We start from the raw sequence: 19,286 nt of genomic DNA on the forward strand, positions 1-19,286 counted from the left end.
CTCCTCGAACGAGGGGGCGCGGGGCGGCCTTTCGCGGTTTCGGGTCGGTTTTCCGGTCGGGTGTGCGCCGTCGGCGCGGTGCGTGGTCAGCCCAGGTGGGTGTCTCCCTGGGCGATCAGGAGCTTGCGCAGCAGCCCGTTGAGCAGGTCGCGCTCGCCGTCGTCGAGCACGGCCAAAAAGCGCGCCTCGTTCTCGATGTGGCCGAGCAGGATGTCGTCCACGAGCCGGATGCCCTCCGGGGTCAGCCTGACCCGGACCGAGCGGCGGTCCTCGGTGCTGACCGAGCGCTCGACCAGGCCCTTGGCGGTGAGCTTGTCCACCCGGTTGGTGATCGCGCCCGAGGTCACCATCGCCGAGCGCAGCAGCGTGCCCGCGCTGACCCCCTCGACGCCGCCGGAGCGGCGCAGCGTGGCCAGCACGTCGAACTCGGAGAAGTCGAGCCCGTACCGGGCGAAGTAGGTCCGCAGCGTCTGGTCGATGTACCGGCGCAGTCGGTTCATGCGGCCGACGGCGGCCATCACGTCCAGCAGGTCGGTGTCGATCTCGGGGCGTTCACGGTGCCATTGGTCCCATACGTCATCAATTGCGTCACGTCCGGTCATGGCTCCAATTTATCTCAACGCTCATCTACTTGACGCTCGCAGATCCGAGGTATTTACTTATCTCAACGTTCAGATAGTCAGTGCTCGCAAAACTAGCGTTGAGGTGAAAGTCATGGCGGTTCAGGGCGGTAGCAAGGGACTCGGTCGCCTGGGGATGCTCCTGGCGACGGCCGTCGCCCCGGCCACGTGGGGGACCACCTACCTCGTGACCACGGAGATGCTCCCGGCGGACCGGCCGCTGCTCGCGGCGGGCGTGCGGGCGCTGCCCGCGGGGCTGATCCTGGTCGCCCTGTCGCGCCGACTGCCCACCGGCGTGTGGTGGTGGCGCTCGTTCGTCCTGGGGATGCTCAACGTCGGGCTGTTCTTCCCGCTGATCTTCGCCGGCGCCTACCGCCTGCCCGGCGGTGTCGCCGCCACGATCGGCGCGGTGTCGCCGCTGATCGTCGCGGGCCTGTCCTTCCTGATCCTGAAGGTGCGCACGCGGCCCCGGGTGCTGCTCGCCGGCGTCGGCGGGGTGATCGGGGTCGGCCTGCTGGTGCTCAGCTCGCAGGCGAGGATCGACCCGATCGGGGTCGGCCTGATGCTCCTGGCCACCACCCTGATGGCGTCGGGCGTGGTGATGTCGGCCCGCTGGGGTCGTCCCCAGGGTGTCTCGCTCCTGGCCACCACCGGTTGGCAGCTCACCGTCGGCGGCCTGGTCATCGTCCCGCTGATGTTCGCCGTCGAGGGCATGCCGCCGGTGCCCACCGGCCGCAACCTGCTCGGCTTCGGCTACCTCGTGCTGATCGGCACCGCGCTCGCCTACGTCCTGTGGTTCCGCGGCATCGAGCGGCTCGGCGCCGGGGTGGCCTCCTTCCTCGGCCTGGTCAACCCGGTGATCGCCACGCTCGCCGGCCTGATCGTGCTGGGCCAGACGCTGACCCCGCTCCAGGTGCTCGGCCTGGTGATCGCCCTGGGCGCGATGGTGCTCGGCCAGCGGGCCCCCCGGCGCGCCCCCGAGGTGCGGGTCGAGGCGCCGGTCACCATCACGACGCGGACCCGTCGGTCGGAGGTCGTCGAAGCCTCCTGAGTGGTCGGGAGCACGCCGCCACGAGCACCACGCAGGACCGTTCCGCGAGCCGATCGGGCCGCATCCCCGCCGGGATGCGGCCCGGCCGCGTTGTCGGTGGGCGCGTCGGCGCGGGTGGCCGGTGTGTGTTCTTCGGCGCCGCGCCCGGCAATAGGCTCGGGCCGTGATCATCGGTGTGGGTATCGACGTGGCGGACATCGCACGCTTCGGGCAGTCGCTGGAGCGCACGCCCGGACTGGCCGATCGGCTGTTCACCGACGCGGAGCGCAACGTGCGCCCCGGACAGCCCCGCGGGGTCGCCTCGCTGGCCGCGCGCTTCGCCGCCAAGGAGGCGCTGGCCAAGGCGCTCGGCGCGCCCGGCGGACTGCACTGGCTGGACGCCGAGGTGACCACCGAGGACTCCGGCCGCCCGCTGCTGGCCGTCACCGGCACGGTGGCCGCGCGCGCCGCCGTGCTGGGTGTGACGCACTGGCATGTGTCGCTCAGCCACGACGCGGGCATCGCTTCCGCTGTCGTCATCGCCGAGGGCTAGGGGACCGCCCATGCGCGCCGCACACACGGTCGAGCAGGTACGCGCCGCGGAGGCCGCGCTGCTCGCGACGCTGCCCGAGGGCACCTTGATGCGCCGCGCCGCGGCCGGGCTGGCCGGCACCTGTGTGCGCCTGCTCGACCGGGTCTACGGGGCCCGCGTGGTGCTTTTGGTGGGCAGCGGCGACAACGGCGGCGACGCGCTGTACGCGGGCGGCATGCTGGCCCGGCGCGGCGCGCGCGTGGACGCCCTGCTGCTCGCCCCGGACCGGGCCCATCCGGCCGGCCTCGCCTGGGCCCGGGCGGCCGGCGTCCGGGCGCGGGACGCGGTCGACCCGGACGGGCCCGGCCTCGCCGACCTGCTCAGGCGGGCCGACCTGGTCCTGGACGGGATCGTCGGGATCGGCGGCCGGGGCGCACTGCGCCCGACCCCCGCCGCGCTGCTCGCCCGCGTGTCGGGGGCGACCGTGGTGGCCGTCGACGTGCCCAGCGGCGTGGACGCGGACACCGGCGAGGTGGCGGGCGCGGCGGTGCGCGCCGATGTGACGGTCACCTTCGGCACGCACAAACCGGGCCTGCTGATCGACCCCGGCGCGGCCCACGCGGGAGTGGTGCACCTCGTCGACATCGGCCTCGGCCCGCACCTGCCGGAGCCGGACCCGACCGTGCTGCAACACGACGACGTGGCCCGGTTGTTGCCCGCCCCCTCGGGCGAGAGCGACAAGTATTCGCGCGGTGTGCTCGGCGTGGCCGCGGGCTCCCCCCGCTACCCGGGCGCGGCGGTCCTGGTGGTCGGCGCGGCGGTGCGCGGCGGGGTCGGCGCGGTCCGCTGCACGGGGCCGGCCGCCGTGCTCGGCCCGGTGCTCGCGGCCCACCCGGAGGCGCTGGCGAGCCAGGCGCCTCCGGCCGAGGCGGGCCGGGTGCAGGCGTGGGTGGTGGGCCCCGGCCTGGACACCGACCCGGACGCCGAGGCGCGCTTCGCGAGCGTGCTGGACGCGCGGGTGCCCGTACTGGTGGACGCGGACGGCCTGACCCTGCTCGCCCGCTCCGCCCCCGGCACGTGGCCCGCCCCGGCGCTGCTGACCCCGCACGCGGGCGAGGCGGTGCGCCTGTTCGCCGCCGCGGGCGTCGAGGTCACCCGCGAGCGGATCGAGGCGGGGCGACTGGAGCACGCGCGCCGGCTCGCCGCGCTGTACCGCTGCGTGGTCCTGCTCAAGGGATCCACCACGGTGATCGCCGCGCCCGACGGCCGGACCCGGGTCAATCCCACCGGCACCCCGCGCCTGGCCACCGCGGGCAGCGGCGACGTGCTCTCCGGCCTGGCCGGCGCGCTGCTCGCGGCCGGTCTGGACGCGCTGGACGCCGCCTCCGCGGCGGCCTGGCTGCACGGACTGGCCGCCCGGACGCTGCCCGGCCCGGTGACCGCGCCGGACCTGGTCCGGGCGCTGCCCGGGGTGTGGGCGGACGTCACCGGCACCCGAGGAGGACGCCGCCCGGGCCCGGGCCTGCCACACTGGGAGTCTTGAGTTCGGGGATCTTCCGGGCCCGGCGGCCGGCCGGGACCGCGGCCCGCACTCGCGTTCGATGATCGTCGTCGGAAGGACCACCTGCCCCATGCGTGCCGAAGCGCGGATCGATCTGGATGCGATTCGGGACAACATCGCGGCCATCCGAGCCCGGGTGGGGTCGGCGGCGGTGATGAGCGTGGTCAAGTCGAACGCCTACGGACACGGCATGATCCCCTCCGCGCGGGCGGCCCGCGCGGGCGGCGCGACCTGGCTGGGCACCGCCGTGGTCGAGGAGGCGCTGGCGCTGCGCGCGGCGGGCGACACCGGCCGGGTGCTCACCTGGCTGTGGGCCCCCGGCGACGCCTTCGAGGAGGCGGTGCGCGCCGACGTGGACATCTCGGTGAGCGGATCGTGGGCGCTGCGCGAGGTGGTGGCGGCCGCCCGGGCGGCCGAGCGACCGGCGCGCGTGCACCTGAAGGCGGACACCGGCCTGGGGCGCAACGGCTGCACGCCCGCCGACTGGCCTGCCCTGGTCGACGCCGCGCTCAAGGCCCAGGCCGACGGCACGGTCGAGGTGGTCGGCCTGTGGTCGCACTTCGCCTGCGCCGACGAGCCCGGGCATCCGTCCGTACCGGCGCAGCTGGGCGAGTTCGTGGCGTTGCTCGCCCACGCCGAGGGCCGCGGGGTCACCCCCGAGGTGCGGCACATGGCCAACTCGCCGGCCACACTGCTGCTGCCCGACACCCACTTCGACCTGGTCCGGGTCGGCCTGGCCGGCTACGGGCTCTCGCCCGTGCCCGAGGTCGGCGGCCCGGCCGACTTCGGGCTGCGCCCCGCGATGACGCTGGCGGCGAGCCTGGCCGGGGTCAAGCGGGTGCCGGCCGGCCACGGCGTCTCGTACGGGCACGCCTGGATCGCGCCGAGGGACACCAACCTCGCGCTGATCCCCACCGGTTACGCCGACGGCATCCCCCGTCACGCGAGCAACGTCGGCCCGGTCCTGGTGGCGGGACGGCGGCGCACGATCGTGGGCCGCGTCGCGATGGACCAGTTCGTGGTCGACCTCGGCGACGACGAGGCGAGCGCGGGCGACGAGGCGATCCTGTTCGGCCCCGGTGACCGGGGCGAGCCCACCGCCGAGGACTGGGCGGCGGCGATCGGCACCATCTCCTACGAGATCGTCACCCGCATCGGCGCCCGCGTGCCCAGGATCCACACCGGGACGGGCGCGTCGTGACCACCCCCGTGCCCGCCTCCTCCGGAGCCGGCCGCGCGCTCGGCCGCCGGGCCGGCATCGTCGGCGCCGCGGTCGGCGTGCTCGCGGCGGGCGCCGCCGCGGGCGTGGCGATCGAGCGCATGACGGTCGGCCGCGCCTTCCGCCGCCGTACCGAGGCCCAGCTGGACGCGCTCGCCGAGTTCGGCACTCTGCGCGGCGAGCCGCACCTGATCACCGCCGAGGACGGCGTCGAGTTGTACGCCGAGGTGGACGGCGACCGGGACGCCCCGGTGACCGTGGTGTTGTGCCACGGCTACTGCCTCGACATGGACTGCTGGCACTACCAGCGGGCCGCGTTGCGCGAGGAATACCGGCTGGTGCTCTACGACCAGCGCAGCCACGGCCGCTCCGGTCGCGGCGCGCCGGAGACCTCGACGATCGACCACCTCGGCGCGGACCTGTACACCGTGCTCTGCGAACTCGCGCCCGAGGGACCGCTGGTGCTGCTCGGCCACTCGATGGGCGGGATGACCATCATGGCGCTCGCCGACCAGCACCCCGAGCTGTTCGGGGAGCGGGTGATCGGCGTCGCGCTGATGAACACGTCGGCGGGCCGCTGGGCGACGGTGACGCTGGGCATCCCGGCGGCCGGGGCCCGGCTGGTGCACCGGATGGCGCCGGGGCTGCTGCGTACCCTCGGCCGCCGCGCCGCGCTGGTGGAGGCGGGGCGGCGGGCGGCCCGCGACCTGGTGTACCTGTTCACCGAGCGATACGCCTTCGACTCGGAGGTGGACCCCACCCTGGTGCGGTTCACCGACCGGATGATCTCGGGCACGCCGATCGACGTGATCGCCGAGTTCTTCCCCGCCTTCGAGACGCACGACAAGCTGGCCGCGCTGCCGGCGCTGGAGACGGTGGAGACGCTGGTGGTGGCCGGGGAGGGCGACCTGATCGCGCCCGCCTCGCACAGCGAGGCGATCCAGGAGGCGCTGCCCGGCGCGGAGTTGCTGATCGTGCCGGACTCCGGACACCTGACCCCGCTGGAGCATCCGGAGGTGGTGAACGCGGCGCTGCGGGGGATGCTCGCGCGTGCCGTGCGCGCGCCCGGTCGGCGCGGCGGGAAATCCGGCGGGAAATCCGGTGGGCACGGGCGCGGCGAATCCTCCGCGCAGGTCGGATTCGACGCGGGTCGGGATCCTGACGGACAGTGATCCCGTGCAGGGGTCCCGAGGCCGCGGGCGGATTCGGGACGACGGTGGGGTCCGAGGCGGTTCGGGCCGACGGGACCGGCGTGGTGGGAGTGCTGAAGTGGTGCGAAGTGTGACCGTGACGGTCGCCGGCGGCGCGGACACGCGCGCGCTGGGCGCCCGGTTGGCGAAGGTGTTGCGGGCGGGCGACCTGCTCGTGTTGTCCGGCGGCCTGGGCGCGGGCAAGACGACGCTGACCCAGGGCATCGGGGTGGGTCTGGGCGTGCGCGGCGCGGTGACCTCGCCGACGTTCGTGATCGCCCGCGTACATCCGTCCGAGGTCGGCGGTCCGGCCCTGGTGCACGTCGACGCCTATCGACTCGGCGGCTCCGCCGACGTCACCGCGGAGATCGACGGCCTCGACCTCGACGCCTCGCTCGACGAGTCGGTGACCGTCGTGGAGTGGGGCGAGGGCATGGTCGAGGACCTGACCGAGGACCGCCTGGAGGTGGCCATCGACCGCGACCACGCCGACACGGACCCGCTCGCCGCGAGTGCGGGCGACTTCGCCGGCGACGAGGTGCGCACGATCCGGGTGACCGGGATCGGGGCCCGCTGGGCCGGCGCCGACCTGGACGGGTTGGCGGGCTGACGCCCCGGGCCGGTCCGGCGGCCCCCCTCGGGATCCGTCGGGACGGCCCCGGTCAGGTGCCCGCCGCCGGGGCCTGGGAGGCGGGCGTCTCGGGCGGGCTCGGGGACCGGCTCGGCGGGCGGGTGGTCGCCCCGTCGCCGGTGGGCGTACCCGGCGAGGAGGTGTCGGTCGGCGCCGTCGTGGTCGGCGGGGTGGTGTTCGGCGGCGCGCTGCTCGCGGGCGCCGTCGTCGGGGGCGTCGTGCCGGACGGCGGCGTACCGGTGCTCGGCGGCACCAGACCGGTGTCGGGACCGCCGAGGCCACCCTCGGTGTCCTCCGGGAAGTCGGCGACGCCGGCGCCGGCGAGCGCGGCGCGCGTGTAGGTCGTCCACATCCGGGTCGGCAGGTTGCCGCCGTCCACCCGGGCCAGCCCCGCGACCCCGGACAGGGACAGGAACGCGTGCGTGTCGGCGTCCTCGCGGAACATGCCCACCGAGGTGGCCAGGTCCGGGGTGTACCCGACGAACCAGGCCGAACGGTTGTCGTCGGTGGTGCCGGTCTTGCCCGCCGCCGGGCGGTTCAGCGCCTGCGCGCGAAATCCGGTGCCGTCGTCCACGACGCCGCGCAACACGCGGGTGACCGCGTGCGCCTGCCGGCTGTCGTAGGCGTCCTTGGCGTCATGGTCCGGCAGGTCGATCGTGTCGCCGCCGCGGCTGAGCTTGTCCACGGGGTACGCGTCGCGCTGCTTGCCCTCGGCGGCGAAGGTGGCGTAGGCCGCGGCCATGTCCAGGGCGCTGGGCGTGGAGGTGCCCAGCGAGACGGACGGTACGGGGCGCAGTCCCGGCGTGGTCGCGGGCAGTCCCGCGTCCACCGCGGCCCGCACCACCCGTTCGGTGCCCACGTCCATGCCGAGTTGGGCGTAGACGGTGTTGACCGATCGGTCCATCGCCCGGGCCAGGGTGATCTGCCCGTAGCTCGCCCCGTCCTCGTTGCCGGGCTGCCACGGCACCCCGTCCTGGATCACGGGCTTGCCGTTCGGATAGTGGATCACCACGTTGTCGTTGCCGTTGTAGACCGTGGCCGGGGTGATGCGCACCCGTTTGCCGTCCGGGTCCTGGGCGCCGTCGCGCAGTCCGGCGGCGAGTACGAACGGCTTGAACGTGGAGCCGACCTGCACGTCGCGGCGGGTGGCGTCGTTGACGAACTGCTTGACGTAGTTCGGCCCGCCGTAGACCGCGACGATGCGCCCGGTGCCGGGCTCCACGGACGCGGCGCCCACCCGCACCCCGACGTCGACGGAGCGGTCGGTGGGGTCGAGCGACTGGGCGAGTTGGTCCTGCACGGTCTTGTAGAGCGTCTCGGTCTTGCGCTTGTCGAACGTGGTGGTGATCGCGTAGCCGCCCGCGTCGAGCCGGTCCTCGTCGACCACCTTGTGGTCGAGCAGGTAGCGCTTGGCCATCTCGACCAGGTAGCCGTTGACCCCGGCCAGGTTGGCCGCCGGGCGCGGATCGACCGGCTCCGGGAAGACCATGCCGGCGCGCCGCTCGGGGGTCAGCCACTTCTCCTCGACCATGGCGTCGAGCACGTGGTTCCACCGGGCCAGGATCCGCCGCCGCCCCGACTCGCCCGCGCCGCGCACGTCGTTGGCGCTCGGCGCGTTGAGCAACACCGCGAGGTAGGCGCCCTGTTCGACGGTGAGCTGCCCGACGTCGACGCCGTAGTACGCCTGTGCGGCGGCTTCGACGCCGTAGGCGCCGCGCCCGAAGTACACGCTGTTGAGGTAGCCGGTGAGGATGTCGTCCTTGGCCACGGTGCGGTCGAGCTTGACCGCGATGATCGCTTCCTTGAACTTGCGGCCCAGCGTCTGTTCCTGGGTGAGGTAGACGTTCTTGACGTACTGCTGGGTGATCGTCGAGCCGCCCTGGAGGCCGCCTCCGCCGCCCGCGAGGTTGCTCAGCAGGGCGCGGACGGTGCCGGTGATCGAGACCCCGGAGTTCGAGTGGAACGAGCGGTCCTCGGCGGCGAGCACCGCGTGTTGCACGTCGATCGGGATCGCGGCCAGCGGCACCGCCTGCCGGTTGGTGGCGCCGGTGCGGGTGATCTCGGTGCCGTCGCTCCAGTTCCAGACGTTGCTCTCCTGCCGGGCCTGCGCGTTGACCGTCTCGGGAACCGGGGTGATCGCGTAGACCAGACCCACGGCGGCGAACAGGCCGGAGAGGGCCAGGAACAGCAGGGTGAGCAGGTGTTTGAACGAGGGCAGCCAACGGCGCGGACCCCGGCGATTACTCCGGGGATAGTCGAACAGCCTGCGCCGGGGAGTCGGCCCCTGGACGTCGCCGGGACCGCTCGGACCGGAGGAGTCGTGCGCCACGCCGTCCACCTGTTCCTCGGTGCCATTGCCCTGACGGGCCCTGCCGGTCGCCCACGTGTGCCCGGTGGGGCCGGTGTGACCAGAGGGATCATCATCCCGATGATATGTGGGCAAAGCCGAAGAAAGGCCGCCAAATCGGACAATGGTGGGCGTGGCGTGGTGGACCCGATCGGCTCAGGGCCTCGCGGCGGCGCTCGGCGCGTCGCGATCGGGGCTCAGGGCACCACGATGACGGGTGTGCCGACCGGGGCGAAGTTCCACAGCGCGACGCCGTCGTCCGGCTTCGAGCGGATGCCCGCGCTCTGCTTGGCCGGCGGCGCCGAGGTGCGCGGGCGGGCGGTGCCGGTGGGGGAGGGGCCGGTTTTGCCGCCGCTGTCGATCTGGTCCAGCGGGGTGTCCGTGGCCGCGAAGCCGAGCGGGACGCCCTGGACCGCGCCGAAGCGCACGGAGTAGGTGATCCGCAGGCCGTCGCTGCCGGTCTGCGCCTCCTCCTTCTTCAGCGTCACCTGGAACGTGCCCGGCTGCGGCCTGATCGGCGCGGCGGCCACCGGATACTCGCGCAACATGCGCTCGGCCTCGTCGACCAGCCAGACGTGGTTGTCCTTGAGCGAGTACACGACCCGCTTGCCGGTGCCGGAGTTGGCGGGCACGGCCGGTGGGACGTAGACCGGCGCCACGGGCGCGCCGGAGGCGCCGGAGGGGGTCGGCGTGCTCGTCCGCGCTATCCCCCGGTTGTCCGGCGCGGAGTTCGCGGCCTGGACCGCGAGGAAGCCGACGCCGACCAGCGCGGCGATGGTGATGCCCGCGACGGCCACGCCCGGGTTGAGCCGCTTCGCCATTGCCTTGGGTCCCTCTTCCGCCGTGTGTCGGCCTCCATGGTGCCGGCAGCCGGTGTCCCCGCGTCGGAGCCGGGTCGGCTTTTCCTCGCGAACGCGTCCGGGGAGGCGCCGGCGGGCGGGCCCGCGCTTCGCGGTCGGTAGCCTGGTGCCGTGCTGCTGCTCGCCTTCGACACCGCCACCCCGGCCGTCACGGTCGCCCTCCACGACGATTTCCGCGTGCTCGCCGGTTCCACCCGCGTCGACGCGCGCCGGCAGGGCGAGTTGCTCGCGCCCGGCATCGTCGACGTGCTCCGGGCGGCGGGACGCACCCGCGCCGAGCTCACCGACATCGCGGTCGGTGTCGGCCCCGGGCCGTACACCGGCCTGCGGGTGGGCATCGTGACCGCGCTCGCGCTGGGCGACGCGCTCGGCATCCCCGTGCACGGCGTATGCACCCTGGACGCGCTCGCGTACGCGGCCGGGCGCGAGGCCACGGTCGCCGGGCCGTTCACGGCCGCGACCGACGCGCGCCGCAAGGAGGTCTACTGGGCGCGGTACGACGACGCCCGCACGCGCGTCGAGGGACCGTCGGTGGACCGCGCCGGCGACCTGGCCGCGAGCGTCACCGCGCTGCCCGCCGTCGGCGCGGGCGCCGCGCTGTACCCGGACTCGTTCGCGGACGTGCGCGGCCCCGAACACCCGGACGCCGCCGCGCTCGCGGCGTTCGCCGTCGAACGCCTGACCGCCGGCCTCGCCCTGCTCCCGCCGGAGCCCCTCTACCTGCGCCGCCCCGACGCCCAGGTCCCCGCCGGCTACAAGGCCGTCACCCCCGCGGGGCCCCCGCCCGCGGCGTAGCCCGGCCGGGCCACACCGGGCAGGCCCTAGACTTCCGGCATGGAATTCGGGTCTCGCCTGCGGCGGATGCGGTGGTGGGACATCGAGGCCGTGATGCGACTCGAGCACGAGTTGTTCGCCGAGGACGCGTGGTCGGCGGGGATGTTCTGGTCCGAGTTGTCGGAACCGGAGATGCGGCACTACGTGGTCGCCGAGGACGAGACCGGCGCCCTGGCGGGATACGCCGGGCTCGCGGTGATCGGTGACGAGGGCGACGTGCAGACCATCGGGGTGCGCCGCGATCGGTGGGGTACGGGCCTGGGCGCGCTGCTGTTGACCGAACTTCTCGACCTGGCGGTGGCGCGCGACTGCCGGGACGTACTGCTGGAGGTGCGGGTGGACAACGCCCGCGCGCAGGCACTGTACGAGCGCTTCGGCTTCAAGGGGATCGGCGTGCGCCGGGGCTACTACCAGCCCGCCAACGTGGACGCGTTGGTGATGCGCTGCGATCTGAAGGAACGTCGGGAAGGAACGGCCACCGGTGGCTGACGAACCACTCGTCCTGGGCATCGAGACCTCGTGCGACGAGACCGGCATCGGCATCGTGCGCGGCACCACCCTGCTCGCCGACGCGGTCGCCTCCAGCGTCGACGAACACGCCCGGTTCGGCGGCGTGGTGCCCGAGGTCGCCAGCCGCGCGCACCTGGAGGCGATGGTGCCGACGGTGCGGCGCGCGCTGGCCGACGCGGGGGTCACGATGGGCGACATCGACGCGATCGCGGTCACCTCGGGACCGGGCCTGGCGGGCGCGCTGCTGGTGGGCGTCGCCGCGGCCAAGGGCTACTCGGTCGCCCTCGACAAGCCGCTGTACGGCGTCAACCACCTGGCCTCGCACGTGTGCGTGGACCAGCTGGAGCACGGCAGGCTGCCCGAGCCGTGCATGGCGTTGCTGGTCTCCGGCGGGCACTCCTCGCTGCTGCTCGTGCCCGACATCACCTCCGACGTGCGCCCGCTGGGATCGACCATCGACGACGCGGCGGGAGAGGCGTTCGACAAGGTCGCTCGCGTGCTCGGACTCGGCTTCCCGGGCGGGCCGGTGATCGACCGGTGGGCGCGCGAGGGCGACCGCGCCGCGATCGCCTTCCCACGCGGGCTGACCGGTCCGCGCGACGCGCCGTTCGACTTCTCCTTCTCCGGCCTCAAGACCTCGGTCGCGCGCTGGGTCGAGGCCCGGCAGCGGGCGGGGGAGAGCGTGCCGGTCGCGGACGTGGCGGCCTCCTTCCAGGAGGCGGTGGTCGACGTGCTGACCCGCAAGGCGATCCGGGCCTGCAAGGAGAACGGCGTCGAGCACCTGATGATGGGCGGCGGCGTGTCCGCCAACACCCGTCTGCGGGCGCTGGCGCAGGAGCGCTGCGACGCGGCGGGGATCGTGCTGCGCGTGCCGCGGCCGGGCCTGTGTACCGACAACGGCGCGATGGTCGCCGCGCTGGGTGCCGAGATGGTCGCCCGCGACCGGGCCCCCTCCACCCTGTCCATCCCGGCCGACTCGTCGATGCCGGTCACGATCTCGCAGGCGGTGTCCTGACCATGGCGATCGCGGCGATGTGGGAGGCCAGGACCGAGTCCGGCGACGGTTCGGCGCTGGCCGCGTGGGTGCACGAGGTGGCGCTGCCCGTCGTGGCCGGCGCACCCGGCCTGGAGCGGATCGAGGTGTTCGCCGCCCCGGACGCACCCGACGGGGACCGCGTGGTGGTGATCGCGCTGTGGACCGGCCCGCCGGTGGCGCTGCCCGAGCCGCCGGCCGCCCTGGTCGCCCGGCCGCCGCACACCTGGAACTTCGAACGGCTCAGCGTCGGCCCCTGAGGCCCCGGCCCCGCCCCTGCCCCCCGCTCCGCCCGAGTCGGCGCAACACTCGACCCGCGTCCGACGAGGAGGCCATTCGCAAGCCGGACGCGGGTCGAGTGCCTTGGCTGATGGCTGCGTGCCGCCGCACGTGCCATTGGCCTTGCCGGGAGTGTGCCCAGCTCATCGGCCGCTCAACAGTCCTTCGACAGTCCCTTGAACAGGGCTTGTCCGGACCGTGACAGGCCGCCGCGCCGCGTAGCGTGGGCGCGGGTGGATCGGGCGAACGGTCCAGGCGACGGAAGGGCCGACGACAGTGGTGCATGGAACGGTACAAAAGCGGCGAGGCGTGTTCGCCCCGGTCGGCGTCGGCCTGGCCGGCGTGCTGCTGCTCGCGCTGACCGGCTGCGGCGGCGGCTCCGACGGCACGTCATCGGTCGAGGCGACTCGCGCGCCCTCCGGCGGCACCTCGACCACGGCCGCCAAACCGGCGCCCGCGGCCAAGCCGGACACCCCCGGCGCCGACCCCGCCACGCTCGCCGCGAAGTGGAACCTCAAGCCGTTCGCCGCGCCGCCCGCCCCGCCCGCGGACAAGCCGATCAAGGGGGGCGGGCCCAAGCCGCCGGTGGTGGAGAAGATCCCCACGCAGGAGAAGATCGTGTTCATCACGATCGACGACGGCGCGGAGAAGGACCCCAAGTTCCTGGACATGATGCGGGACCTGCGCATCCCGGTGGCGATGTTCCTCAACGACACCTACGTGCGCCAGGACCCGGAATACTTCCGCAAGCTCCAGGACCTCGGCGCCACCGTGCAAAACCACACGCTCTCCCACCCCGACCTGAAGACCCTGGGCGCCGACGCGCAGAAGCACCAGATCTGCGGCCAACAGGACCGCCTCGGCGAGCTGTACGGCAAACGCCCGACGTTGTTCCGCCCGCCCTACGGCAACTGGAACGCGACCACGCAGACGGTGGCCGGCGGTTGCGGCGGGATCGGCGCGATCGTCAAGTGGCAGGAGTCGATGCAGATCAACGACATGCAGTACGCGGGGGAGAAGAAGCTGCACCCGGGCGACATCATCCTGGCCCACTTCCGCGGCCCCGGTGAACTCAAGGGCACCACGATGACCGAGATGTTCGGCAACATGCTGCGCAAGATCCAGGCCCAGGGCTTCACGATCGCGCGCCTGGAGGACTACATCGGCTGAGGACCGCCCCGGCCCGGTCCGGCCCGGGTCACCCGGCGCCGGACACCGGATGGCCGATCAGCATCGTGGGCGCGCCCGCCACCCGGGTCAGCAGCACCGTCGCCGCGTTCGGGCCGGTGGGGCGGACCCGGCGGCGGACCTCCTCCGGCTCGACCGCCGAGCCGCGCTTCTTGACCGTCAGGGTGCCGACGCCGCGCTCGCGCAGCAGGGCCTTGAGCCGCTTGAGGTTGAACGGCAACACGTCGGTGATCTCGTACACGCTCGCGAACGCGGTGTGCACCAGCCGGTCCGAGGTCAGGTAGGCGATCGTCTCGTCCACCAGGTTGCCGTCCACCAACTCGCCGACCTCGGACACCAGATGGGCCCGGATCACCGCGCCGTCCGGCTCGTAGAGGTAGCGGCGCACCGGGCCCACCGGCGCCTGCCGCACGACCCCCGAGGTCAGCTCGGCGCCGCCGGGCAGCAGGGTGGCACGCAGGCCGGTTCGGGCGAGCCCGCCCCACCACAACACCGCCTCCTTGACGTCGCCGCGGTCGGAGACCCACTCCGCCTCCATGCCGGCGGGCACGATCTCGTGCGGGATGCCGGGGGCCACCTTGGCCGCGCCGGCGGGGACGCGGGCGGCGAGGGTGGTCAGGAACGAGAAGGGCGGCGCGTACGACTCGGGATCGAAGGTGCGGCCGCGGGCGGTGCGCCGGGCCGGGTCGATCAGCGCCGCGTCGTAGCCGGACGGATCCACCGCGGTCGCGTCCGCGCACTCGACCGTGATCAGGTCGGCCAGGCCCAGCGCGTCCGCGTTGGCCCGGGCCACCGCGCAGGTCGGCGGATCGAGGTCGACCGCGTGCACCGCGATCCCGGCGCGGGCCAGCGCGAGCGCGTCGCCGCCGATGCCGCAGCACAGGTCGATCGCCCGGCGGACGCCGGCCGCGGCCAGCCGGGCGGCCCGGTGGTCGGCCACCGAGGTCCGGGTGGACTGCTCCAGGCCGTTGGACGTGAAGAACATCCGGTCCGCGTCCGCCCCGAACTTGGCCCGGCCGCGCTGCCGCAACCGGGACTGGGTGAGCGCGGCGGCGATCAACTCCGGCGGATGTTCTCGACGCAACCGGGTGGCCAGCGACAACTCGTCCGCGGCGTCGTGATCGGCCAGCAGGTCGAGCAGGGAGCGGCCCTCGCCGGTCCGCAGCGTGGCGAGGGCTTCGATGGCGTCGGTGTGCACCCGGCCATTCTCGCCGAGCGCCCGGCCCCATCGATCCGCGACCCATCGGCATGAAGCCGACCCCATCGATCCGCGGCCCATCGGTATGAAGAACGCTCGCGACGCGCTGAATCTGGCACTCTGGTTGACGGAGTGCTAACCGCCACCTAGTGTCTGTGCTGGCACTCTCCCCATGAGTGTGCCAGTGCGATACGAGCAGGTCCGGCACCCGCGACGACGGATCTGTCCCATTCGCCGACAGACATTTTTCCGTGAGATCTCCGAAGGGGGAGGTCGCATCGTGACGACCGCCAACACCAAGGTTGCCATCAAGCCGCTCGAGGACCGCATCGTGGTTCAGACGCTTGAGGCCGAGCAGACCACCGCGTCGGGTCTCGTGATCCCGGACACCGCCAAGGAGAAGCCCCAGGAGGGCGTCGTCCTGGCCGTGGGCCCGGGTCGTTTCGAGGACGGTCAGCGTCTGCCGCTCGACGTCGCCGTCGGTGACACCGTGCTGTACAGCAAGTACGGCGGCACCGAGGTGAAGTACAACGGCGAGGAATACCTCGTTCTCTCGGCCCGCGACGTGCTCGCGATCATCGAGAAGTGACATCGCGCTGACGCGCCGGAACCGGTGACGGTTCGACGACCCCGCCCCGGATCGCCCTGCCCTCGCGGCCGGTGGACCCGGGGCGGAGTCGGTTGTACGACGTCGAAAAGCAACCTTTAAGGACGAAGACCCTCATGGCGAAGATCCTCCAGTTCGACGAGAAGGCCCGGCGGTCGCTGGAGCGCGGCGTCAACGCGCTGGCCGACACCGTCAAGGTCACGCTCGGCCCCAAGGGCCGCAACGTCGTGATCGACAAGAAGTTCGGTGCCCCGACCATCACCAACGACGGCGTGACCATCGCCCGTGAGGTGGAGCTCGAGGACGCGTACGAGAACCTTGGCGCGCAGCTCGCCAAGGAGGTCGCGACCAAGACCAACGACATCGCGGGTGACGGCACCACCACCGCGACGGTGCTCGCCCAGGCGCTGGTGCGCGAGGGTCTGCGCAACGTGGCCGCCGGCGCGGCCCCGATGGACCTGAAGAAGGGCATCGACCTCGCCGTCGCCGCCGTGTCCGAGCAGCTGCTCGGGACCGCCCGCGCGATCGACGGCAAGGAGGACATCGCCGCCGTCGCCGCGCTGTCCGCCCAGGACAAGCAGATCGGCGAGCTGATCGCCGAGGCCATGGACAAGGTCGGCAAGGACGGTGTGATCACCGTCGAGGAGTCCCAGACCATGGGTCTGGAACTGGAGTTCGCCGAGGGCCTTCAGTTCGACAAGGGCTACCTGTCGCCGTACATGGTCACCGACCAGGAGCGTATGGAGGCCGTCCTCGACGACCCGTACATCCTGATCCACCAGGGCAAGATCTCGGCCATCGCCGAGCTGCTGCCGCTGCTGGAGAAGATCATCCAGGCCGGCGCCTCGAAGCCGCTGCTGATCGTGGCCGAGGACGTGGACGGCGAGGCGCTGTCCACCCTGGTCGTGAACAAGATCCGCGGCACCTTCAACGCGGTCGCGGTCAAGGCCCCGGGCTTCGGCGACCGCCGCAAGGCGATGCTGGAGGACATGGCGATCCTGACCGGCGGTCAGGTCATCGCCCCCGAGGTCGGTCTCAAGCTCGACCAGGTCGGCCTGGAGGTGCTGGGCAGCGCTCGTCGCATCACCATCACCAAGGACGCCACCACCCTGGTGGACGGCGCCGGCGACGGCGCCGCGATCGCCGACCGCGTCAAGCAGATCAAGCGTGAGATCGAGTCCACGGACTCCGACTGGGACCGCGAGAAGCTGCAGGAGCGGCTCGCGAAGCTGGCCGGCGGCGTGTGCGTGATCCGCGTGGGCGCGGCCACCGAGGTCGAGCTCAAGGAGAAGAAGCACCGTCTCGAGGACGCGGTCTCCGCGACCCGCGCGGCCATCGAGGAGGGCATCGTCGCCGGCGGCGGCACCGCCCTGGTGCACGCGGCGTCGGTGCTCGCGGAGAACCTGGGCCAGAGCGGCGACATCGCGACCGGTGTCTCGGTCGTGCGTCGCGCCGTGGTCGAGCCGCTGCGCTGGATCGCCGAGAACGCGGGCCTCGAGGGCTACGTGATCGTCAACAAGGTGCAGGAGCTCGGTGTCGGGCACGGCTTCAACGCCGCGACCGGCGAGTACGGCAACCTGGTCGACTCGGGCGTCATCGACCCGGTCAAGGTGACCCGCTCCGCGCTGCAAAACGCCGCGTCGATCGCGTCGCTGCTGCTCACGACCGAGACCCTGGTCGTCGAGAAGCCGGCCGAGGAAGAGCCCGCCGGGCACAGCCACGGCGGCCACGGCCACGCGCACTAGTTCCACGCGCATCGGTTCCGCGCGCCCGGGTTCCCCGCGCACCGGTTCCACCCCGCACGTCCCCGACGGGCCCGACCGCATCCCCGCGGTCGGGCCCGTCGGCCTTTTCGCCGCCGGCCCGATCTGCGAGAGTGCCCGGAGCCCGACAGCTGACGGACCGTCAGCTGTCGGGTGGGGTCGATCCGTCGAGCAGCACGAAGGAGACACATGGGTACCTACGCGATCACCGGCGCGGCCTCCGGCCTGGGCGCCGCGACCAAGGCCCGGCTGGAGGCGGACGGGCACCGGGTGATCGGCGTCGACCTGCGCGACGCCGACGTCACCGTGGACCTGGGCACGGCCGCGGGTCGGACCGAGGCGATCACGCGGGTCACCGAGCTGTCCGGCGGCGTGCTCGACGGCTTCGTGCCGTTTGCGGGCCTGGCCGCGGCCACCGGTCGGTCGGGCGCCCTGCTGGTGTCGGTGAACTACTTCGGCGCGATCGTGCTCCTGGAGGGGCTGCGTCCGCTGCTCGCCGCGGGCGAGGGCGCCTCGGTCGTGCTGATCAGCTCGAACTCCACGACGGCGCAGCCGAACTGGCCGGTCGAGGTGGCCGATTCGTGCCTGGCCGGGGACGAGGCGGGGGCGAGCGCGGCGGCCGAGGCGTTCGGCGAGTTCGCGGCGCTGCAGGCATACCCCGCGACCAAGGCGGCGCTCGCCTGGTACGCCCGTACCCGGTGCGCCGAGTACATCGCCGACGGTATCCGGCTCAACGCGATCGCGCCGGGCCTGATCGAGACCCCGATGACGGCCGAGGGCCGCAGGGACCCGCTGACCGCCGAGGGCATGGAGATGTTCCTGAACACCATCCCGGCCGGTCGCGGCGGCCGGCCCGAGGAGATCGCCGCGCTGGTGGCGTTCCTGCTCGGCGGCGAGTCGAGCTTCTTCGTCGGCTCCGTGGTCTTCTGCGACGGCGGCACGGACGCCTCCTTCCGGGGCAGGGACTGGCCGAAGGTGTGGGAGATGGACGTGTCCGCCTTCCAATAACGGGCCGTACCCTTCCGCGTGTCCCGTGCCGACACGTGTCGCGCGACTGGCCCGTGTCGACGTTCGGCGGCCCGCCCCCTGGCTCGGGGGCGGGCCGCCGGACGTTTCACGATGGTGTTGTCGGGCTCCGCCGTCGGGGCGGGAGGCGAGGCGTGGGCGCCCGAGAGGGTGACGCGTGAAGGTCGTGGAGGTCAGTGCGTCACGGACGCGCCGCTCGCCGCGGCCGCCCGTTCCGCGGCGACCCCGTGCCGGCGGTCGCTGTCGAGTTCGACCCGTTCGTCCTCGGTGAGCCCGCCCCATACGCCATACGGCTCGCGCACCTTGAGCGCGTGCGTGGCGCACTGGCGACGGACCGGGCACCGCATGCAGACTTCCTTGGCCGAGGCCTCCCGGGCGACCCTGGCGGCGCCTCGCTCGCCTTCGGGATGGAAGAACAGTGCGCTGTCGACTCCGCGACAGGCTGCCGACAGCTGCCAGTCCCACAGATCGGCGTTGGGGCCGGGGAGTCGCGAGAAATCAGCCATGACTCGTCCCTCTTGCTTATCGCGTACGAGTGATCGGTGAGCAGGGATGCCACCTCTGGTGCGGACCGTGCAGAACAGTCGTGATCAAGCGATCAGAAGTAGGTGCGACTGTGTCACGAAATGATCAGTTCCAATCCTAATTCCCACTTATGCATCCAATCCCGAAAAAATTACCCAGGGTGGGGTCTATGGCGGGTGTATCGGGTGAATCGTGATGATGTGGTGCGAATGGGTGTGGTGTGGGTGGAGGGGCGTTCGAGGAGCGGGGAGTGGGGAGTGGGGGACAGGGGGTGGGTGTGCGGGGCGGTCGCCGGGTGGGGTGGGGCGGCCGGGCTTCACCCTCGCGTGTCCT

General features: G+C 73.0%; 19 protein-coding genes. 14 read left to right on the plus strand and 5 right to left on the minus strand.

The genetic code is table 11. The features are described from left to right. Window positions 1–86: 86 nt before the first annotated feature. A complete protein-coding gene (locus ACFRCG_RS43640; protein WP_380005390.1) occupies window positions 87–602 on the minus strand; it encodes a MarR family winged helix-turn-helix transcriptional regulator in 516 nt (171 codons plus the stop codon). Window positions 603–714: 112 nt separating this feature from the next. Between ACFRCG_RS43640 and ACFRCG_RS43645 the strand changes: the two genes are divergently transcribed. From ACFRCG_RS43645 to tsaE, 6 genes are all read left to right on the plus strand, one after another. Continuing rightward, window positions 715–1,671, plus strand: coding sequence for an EamA family transporter (locus ACFRCG_RS43645; protein WP_380042208.1), 957 nt, complete (start codon window positions 715–717; stop codon window positions 1,669–1,671). A gap of 163 nt (window positions 1,672–1,834) precedes the next feature. Continuing rightward, on the plus strand, window positions 1,835–2,203 hold the full coding sequence (locus ACFRCG_RS43650; RefSeq protein ID WP_380005386.1) for a holo-ACP synthase: 369 nt from the start codon (window positions 1,835–1,837) through the stop codon (window positions 2,201–2,203). A gap of 10 nt (window positions 2,204–2,213) precedes the next feature. Further along, window positions 2,214–3,725, plus strand: a complete 1,512-nt coding sequence (locus ACFRCG_RS43655; RefSeq protein WP_380042210.1) for an NAD(P)H-hydrate dehydratase — start codon at window positions 2,214–2,216, stop codon at window positions 3,723–3,725. Between the two features lie 88 nt (window positions 3,726–3,813). Continuing rightward, a complete protein-coding gene (gene alr, locus ACFRCG_RS43660; RefSeq protein WP_380042212.1) occupies window positions 3,814–4,944 on the plus strand; it encodes an alanine racemase in 1,131 nt (376 codons plus the stop codon). Continuing rightward, the gene (locus ACFRCG_RS43665; RefSeq protein ID WP_380042214.1) at window positions 4,941–6,134 is read left to right on the plus strand and encodes an alpha/beta fold hydrolase; all 1,194 of its coding nucleotides are present in this window, start codon (window positions 4,941–4,943) and stop codon (window positions 6,132–6,134) included. The genes alr and ACFRCG_RS43665 overlap by 4 nt, the downstream gene beginning before the upstream one ends. Before the next feature lie 109 nt (window positions 6,135–6,243). Next, on the plus strand, window positions 6,244–6,762 hold the full coding sequence (tsaE, locus tag ACFRCG_RS43670; RefSeq protein WP_380042216.1) for a tRNA (adenosine(37)-N6)-threonylcarbamoyltransferase complex ATPase subunit type 1 TsaE: 519 nt from the start codon (window positions 6,244–6,246) through the stop codon (window positions 6,760–6,762). Between the two features lie 52 nt (window positions 6,763–6,814). On the opposite strand, the gene ACFRCG_RS43675 is transcribed toward tsaE, so the two are convergent. Together ACFRCG_RS43675 and ACFRCG_RS43680 are read right to left on the minus strand one after the other, a co-directional pair. After that, the gene (locus tag ACFRCG_RS43675) at window positions 6,815–9,112 is read right to left on the minus strand and encodes a transglycosylase domain-containing protein (protein ID WP_380042218.1); all 2,298 of its coding nucleotides are present in this window, start codon (window positions 9,110–9,112) and stop codon (window positions 6,815–6,817) included. Between the two features lie 215 nt (window positions 9,113–9,327). Next, the gene (locus ACFRCG_RS43680) at window positions 9,328–9,951 is read right to left on the minus strand and encodes a L,D-transpeptidase (RefSeq protein WP_380042220.1); all 624 of its coding nucleotides are present in this window, start codon (window positions 9,949–9,951) and stop codon (window positions 9,328–9,330) included. Between the two features lie 150 nt (window positions 9,952–10,101). On the opposite strand from ACFRCG_RS43680, the gene tsaB reads away from it, so the two are divergent. The 5 genes from tsaB (at window position 10,102) to ACFRCG_RS43705 (ending at window position 13,816) form a co-directional block, all read left to right on the plus strand. Next, window positions 10,102–10,785, plus strand: coding sequence for a tRNA (adenosine(37)-N6)-threonylcarbamoyltransferase complex dimerization subunit type 1 TsaB (gene tsaB / locus ACFRCG_RS43685; RefSeq protein WP_380042222.1), 684 nt, complete (start codon window positions 10,102–10,104; stop codon window positions 10,783–10,785). A 39-nt stretch (window positions 10,786–10,824) separates the two neighbouring features. Further along, window positions 10,825–11,313 carry a ribosomal protein S18-alanine N-acetyltransferase gene (gene rimI, locus ACFRCG_RS43690; RefSeq protein WP_380005370.1) on the plus strand — a complete coding sequence of 163 codons (489 nt, stop codon included), beginning with the start codon at window positions 10,825–10,827 and terminating at the stop codon, window positions 11,311–11,313. Beyond that, window positions 11,306–12,349 (plus strand): tRNA (adenosine(37)-N6)-threonylcarbamoyltransferase complex transferase subunit TsaD, encoded by a 1,044-nt coding sequence (gene tsaD / locus ACFRCG_RS43695; RefSeq protein ID WP_380042224.1) that lies wholly within the window; start codon window positions 11,306–11,308, stop codon window positions 12,347–12,349. The genes rimI and tsaD overlap by 8 nt, the downstream gene beginning before the upstream one ends. 2 nt (window positions 12,350–12,351) lie before the next feature. Further along, window positions 12,352–12,627 carry a hypothetical protein gene (locus ACFRCG_RS43700; RefSeq protein ID WP_380042225.1) on the plus strand — a complete coding sequence of 92 codons (276 nt, stop codon included), beginning with the start codon at window positions 12,352–12,354 and terminating at the stop codon, window positions 12,625–12,627. A 328-nt stretch (window positions 12,628–12,955) separates the two neighbouring features. Then, a complete protein-coding gene (locus ACFRCG_RS43705; protein WP_380042226.1) occupies window positions 12,956–13,816 on the plus strand; it encodes a polysaccharide deacetylase family protein in 861 nt (286 codons plus the stop codon). 28 nt (window positions 13,817–13,844) lie between these two features. Here the strand turns inward: ACFRCG_RS43705 and ACFRCG_RS43710 are convergent, their stop codons facing one another. Continuing rightward, entirely contained in the window at window positions 13,845–15,032 is a 1,188-nt protein-coding gene (locus ACFRCG_RS43710; protein WP_380042227.1) for a methyltransferase domain-containing protein, read from the minus strand. Window positions 15,033–15,312: 280 nt separating this feature from the next. Between ACFRCG_RS43710 and groES the strand changes: the two genes are divergently transcribed. The 3 genes from groES (at window position 15,313) to ACFRCG_RS43725 (ending at window position 18,410) form a co-directional block, all read left to right on the plus strand. Then, a complete protein-coding gene (gene groES, locus ACFRCG_RS43715; protein ID WP_078975694.1) occupies window positions 15,313–15,621 on the plus strand; it encodes a co-chaperone GroES in 309 nt (102 codons plus the stop codon). A gap of 134 nt (window positions 15,622–15,755) precedes the next feature. Further along, complete coding sequence (groL, locus tag ACFRCG_RS43720; protein ID WP_126637561.1) at window positions 15,756–17,384, plus strand: chaperonin GroEL; 1,629 nt, start codon at window positions 15,756–15,758, stop codon at window positions 17,382–17,384. Between the two features lie 207 nt (window positions 17,385–17,591). Then, on the plus strand, window positions 17,592–18,410 hold the full coding sequence (locus ACFRCG_RS43725; protein WP_380042228.1) for an SDR family oxidoreductase: 819 nt from the start codon (window positions 17,592–17,594) through the stop codon (window positions 18,408–18,410). Between the two features lie 191 nt (window positions 18,411–18,601). Here the strand turns inward: ACFRCG_RS43725 and ACFRCG_RS43730 are convergent, their stop codons facing one another. Further along, the gene (locus ACFRCG_RS43730) at window positions 18,602–18,934 is read right to left on the minus strand and encodes a WhiB family transcriptional regulator (protein ID WP_078975691.1); all 333 of its coding nucleotides are present in this window, start codon (window positions 18,932–18,934) and stop codon (window positions 18,602–18,604) included. Window positions 18,935–19,286 lie beyond the last annotated feature (352 nt).

This window comes from Embleya sp. NPDC056575, assembly GCF_042793325.1.
In the GTDB taxonomy this organism is placed as follows: Bacteria; Actinomycetota; Actinomycetes; order Streptomycetales; family Streptomycetaceae; genus Embleya.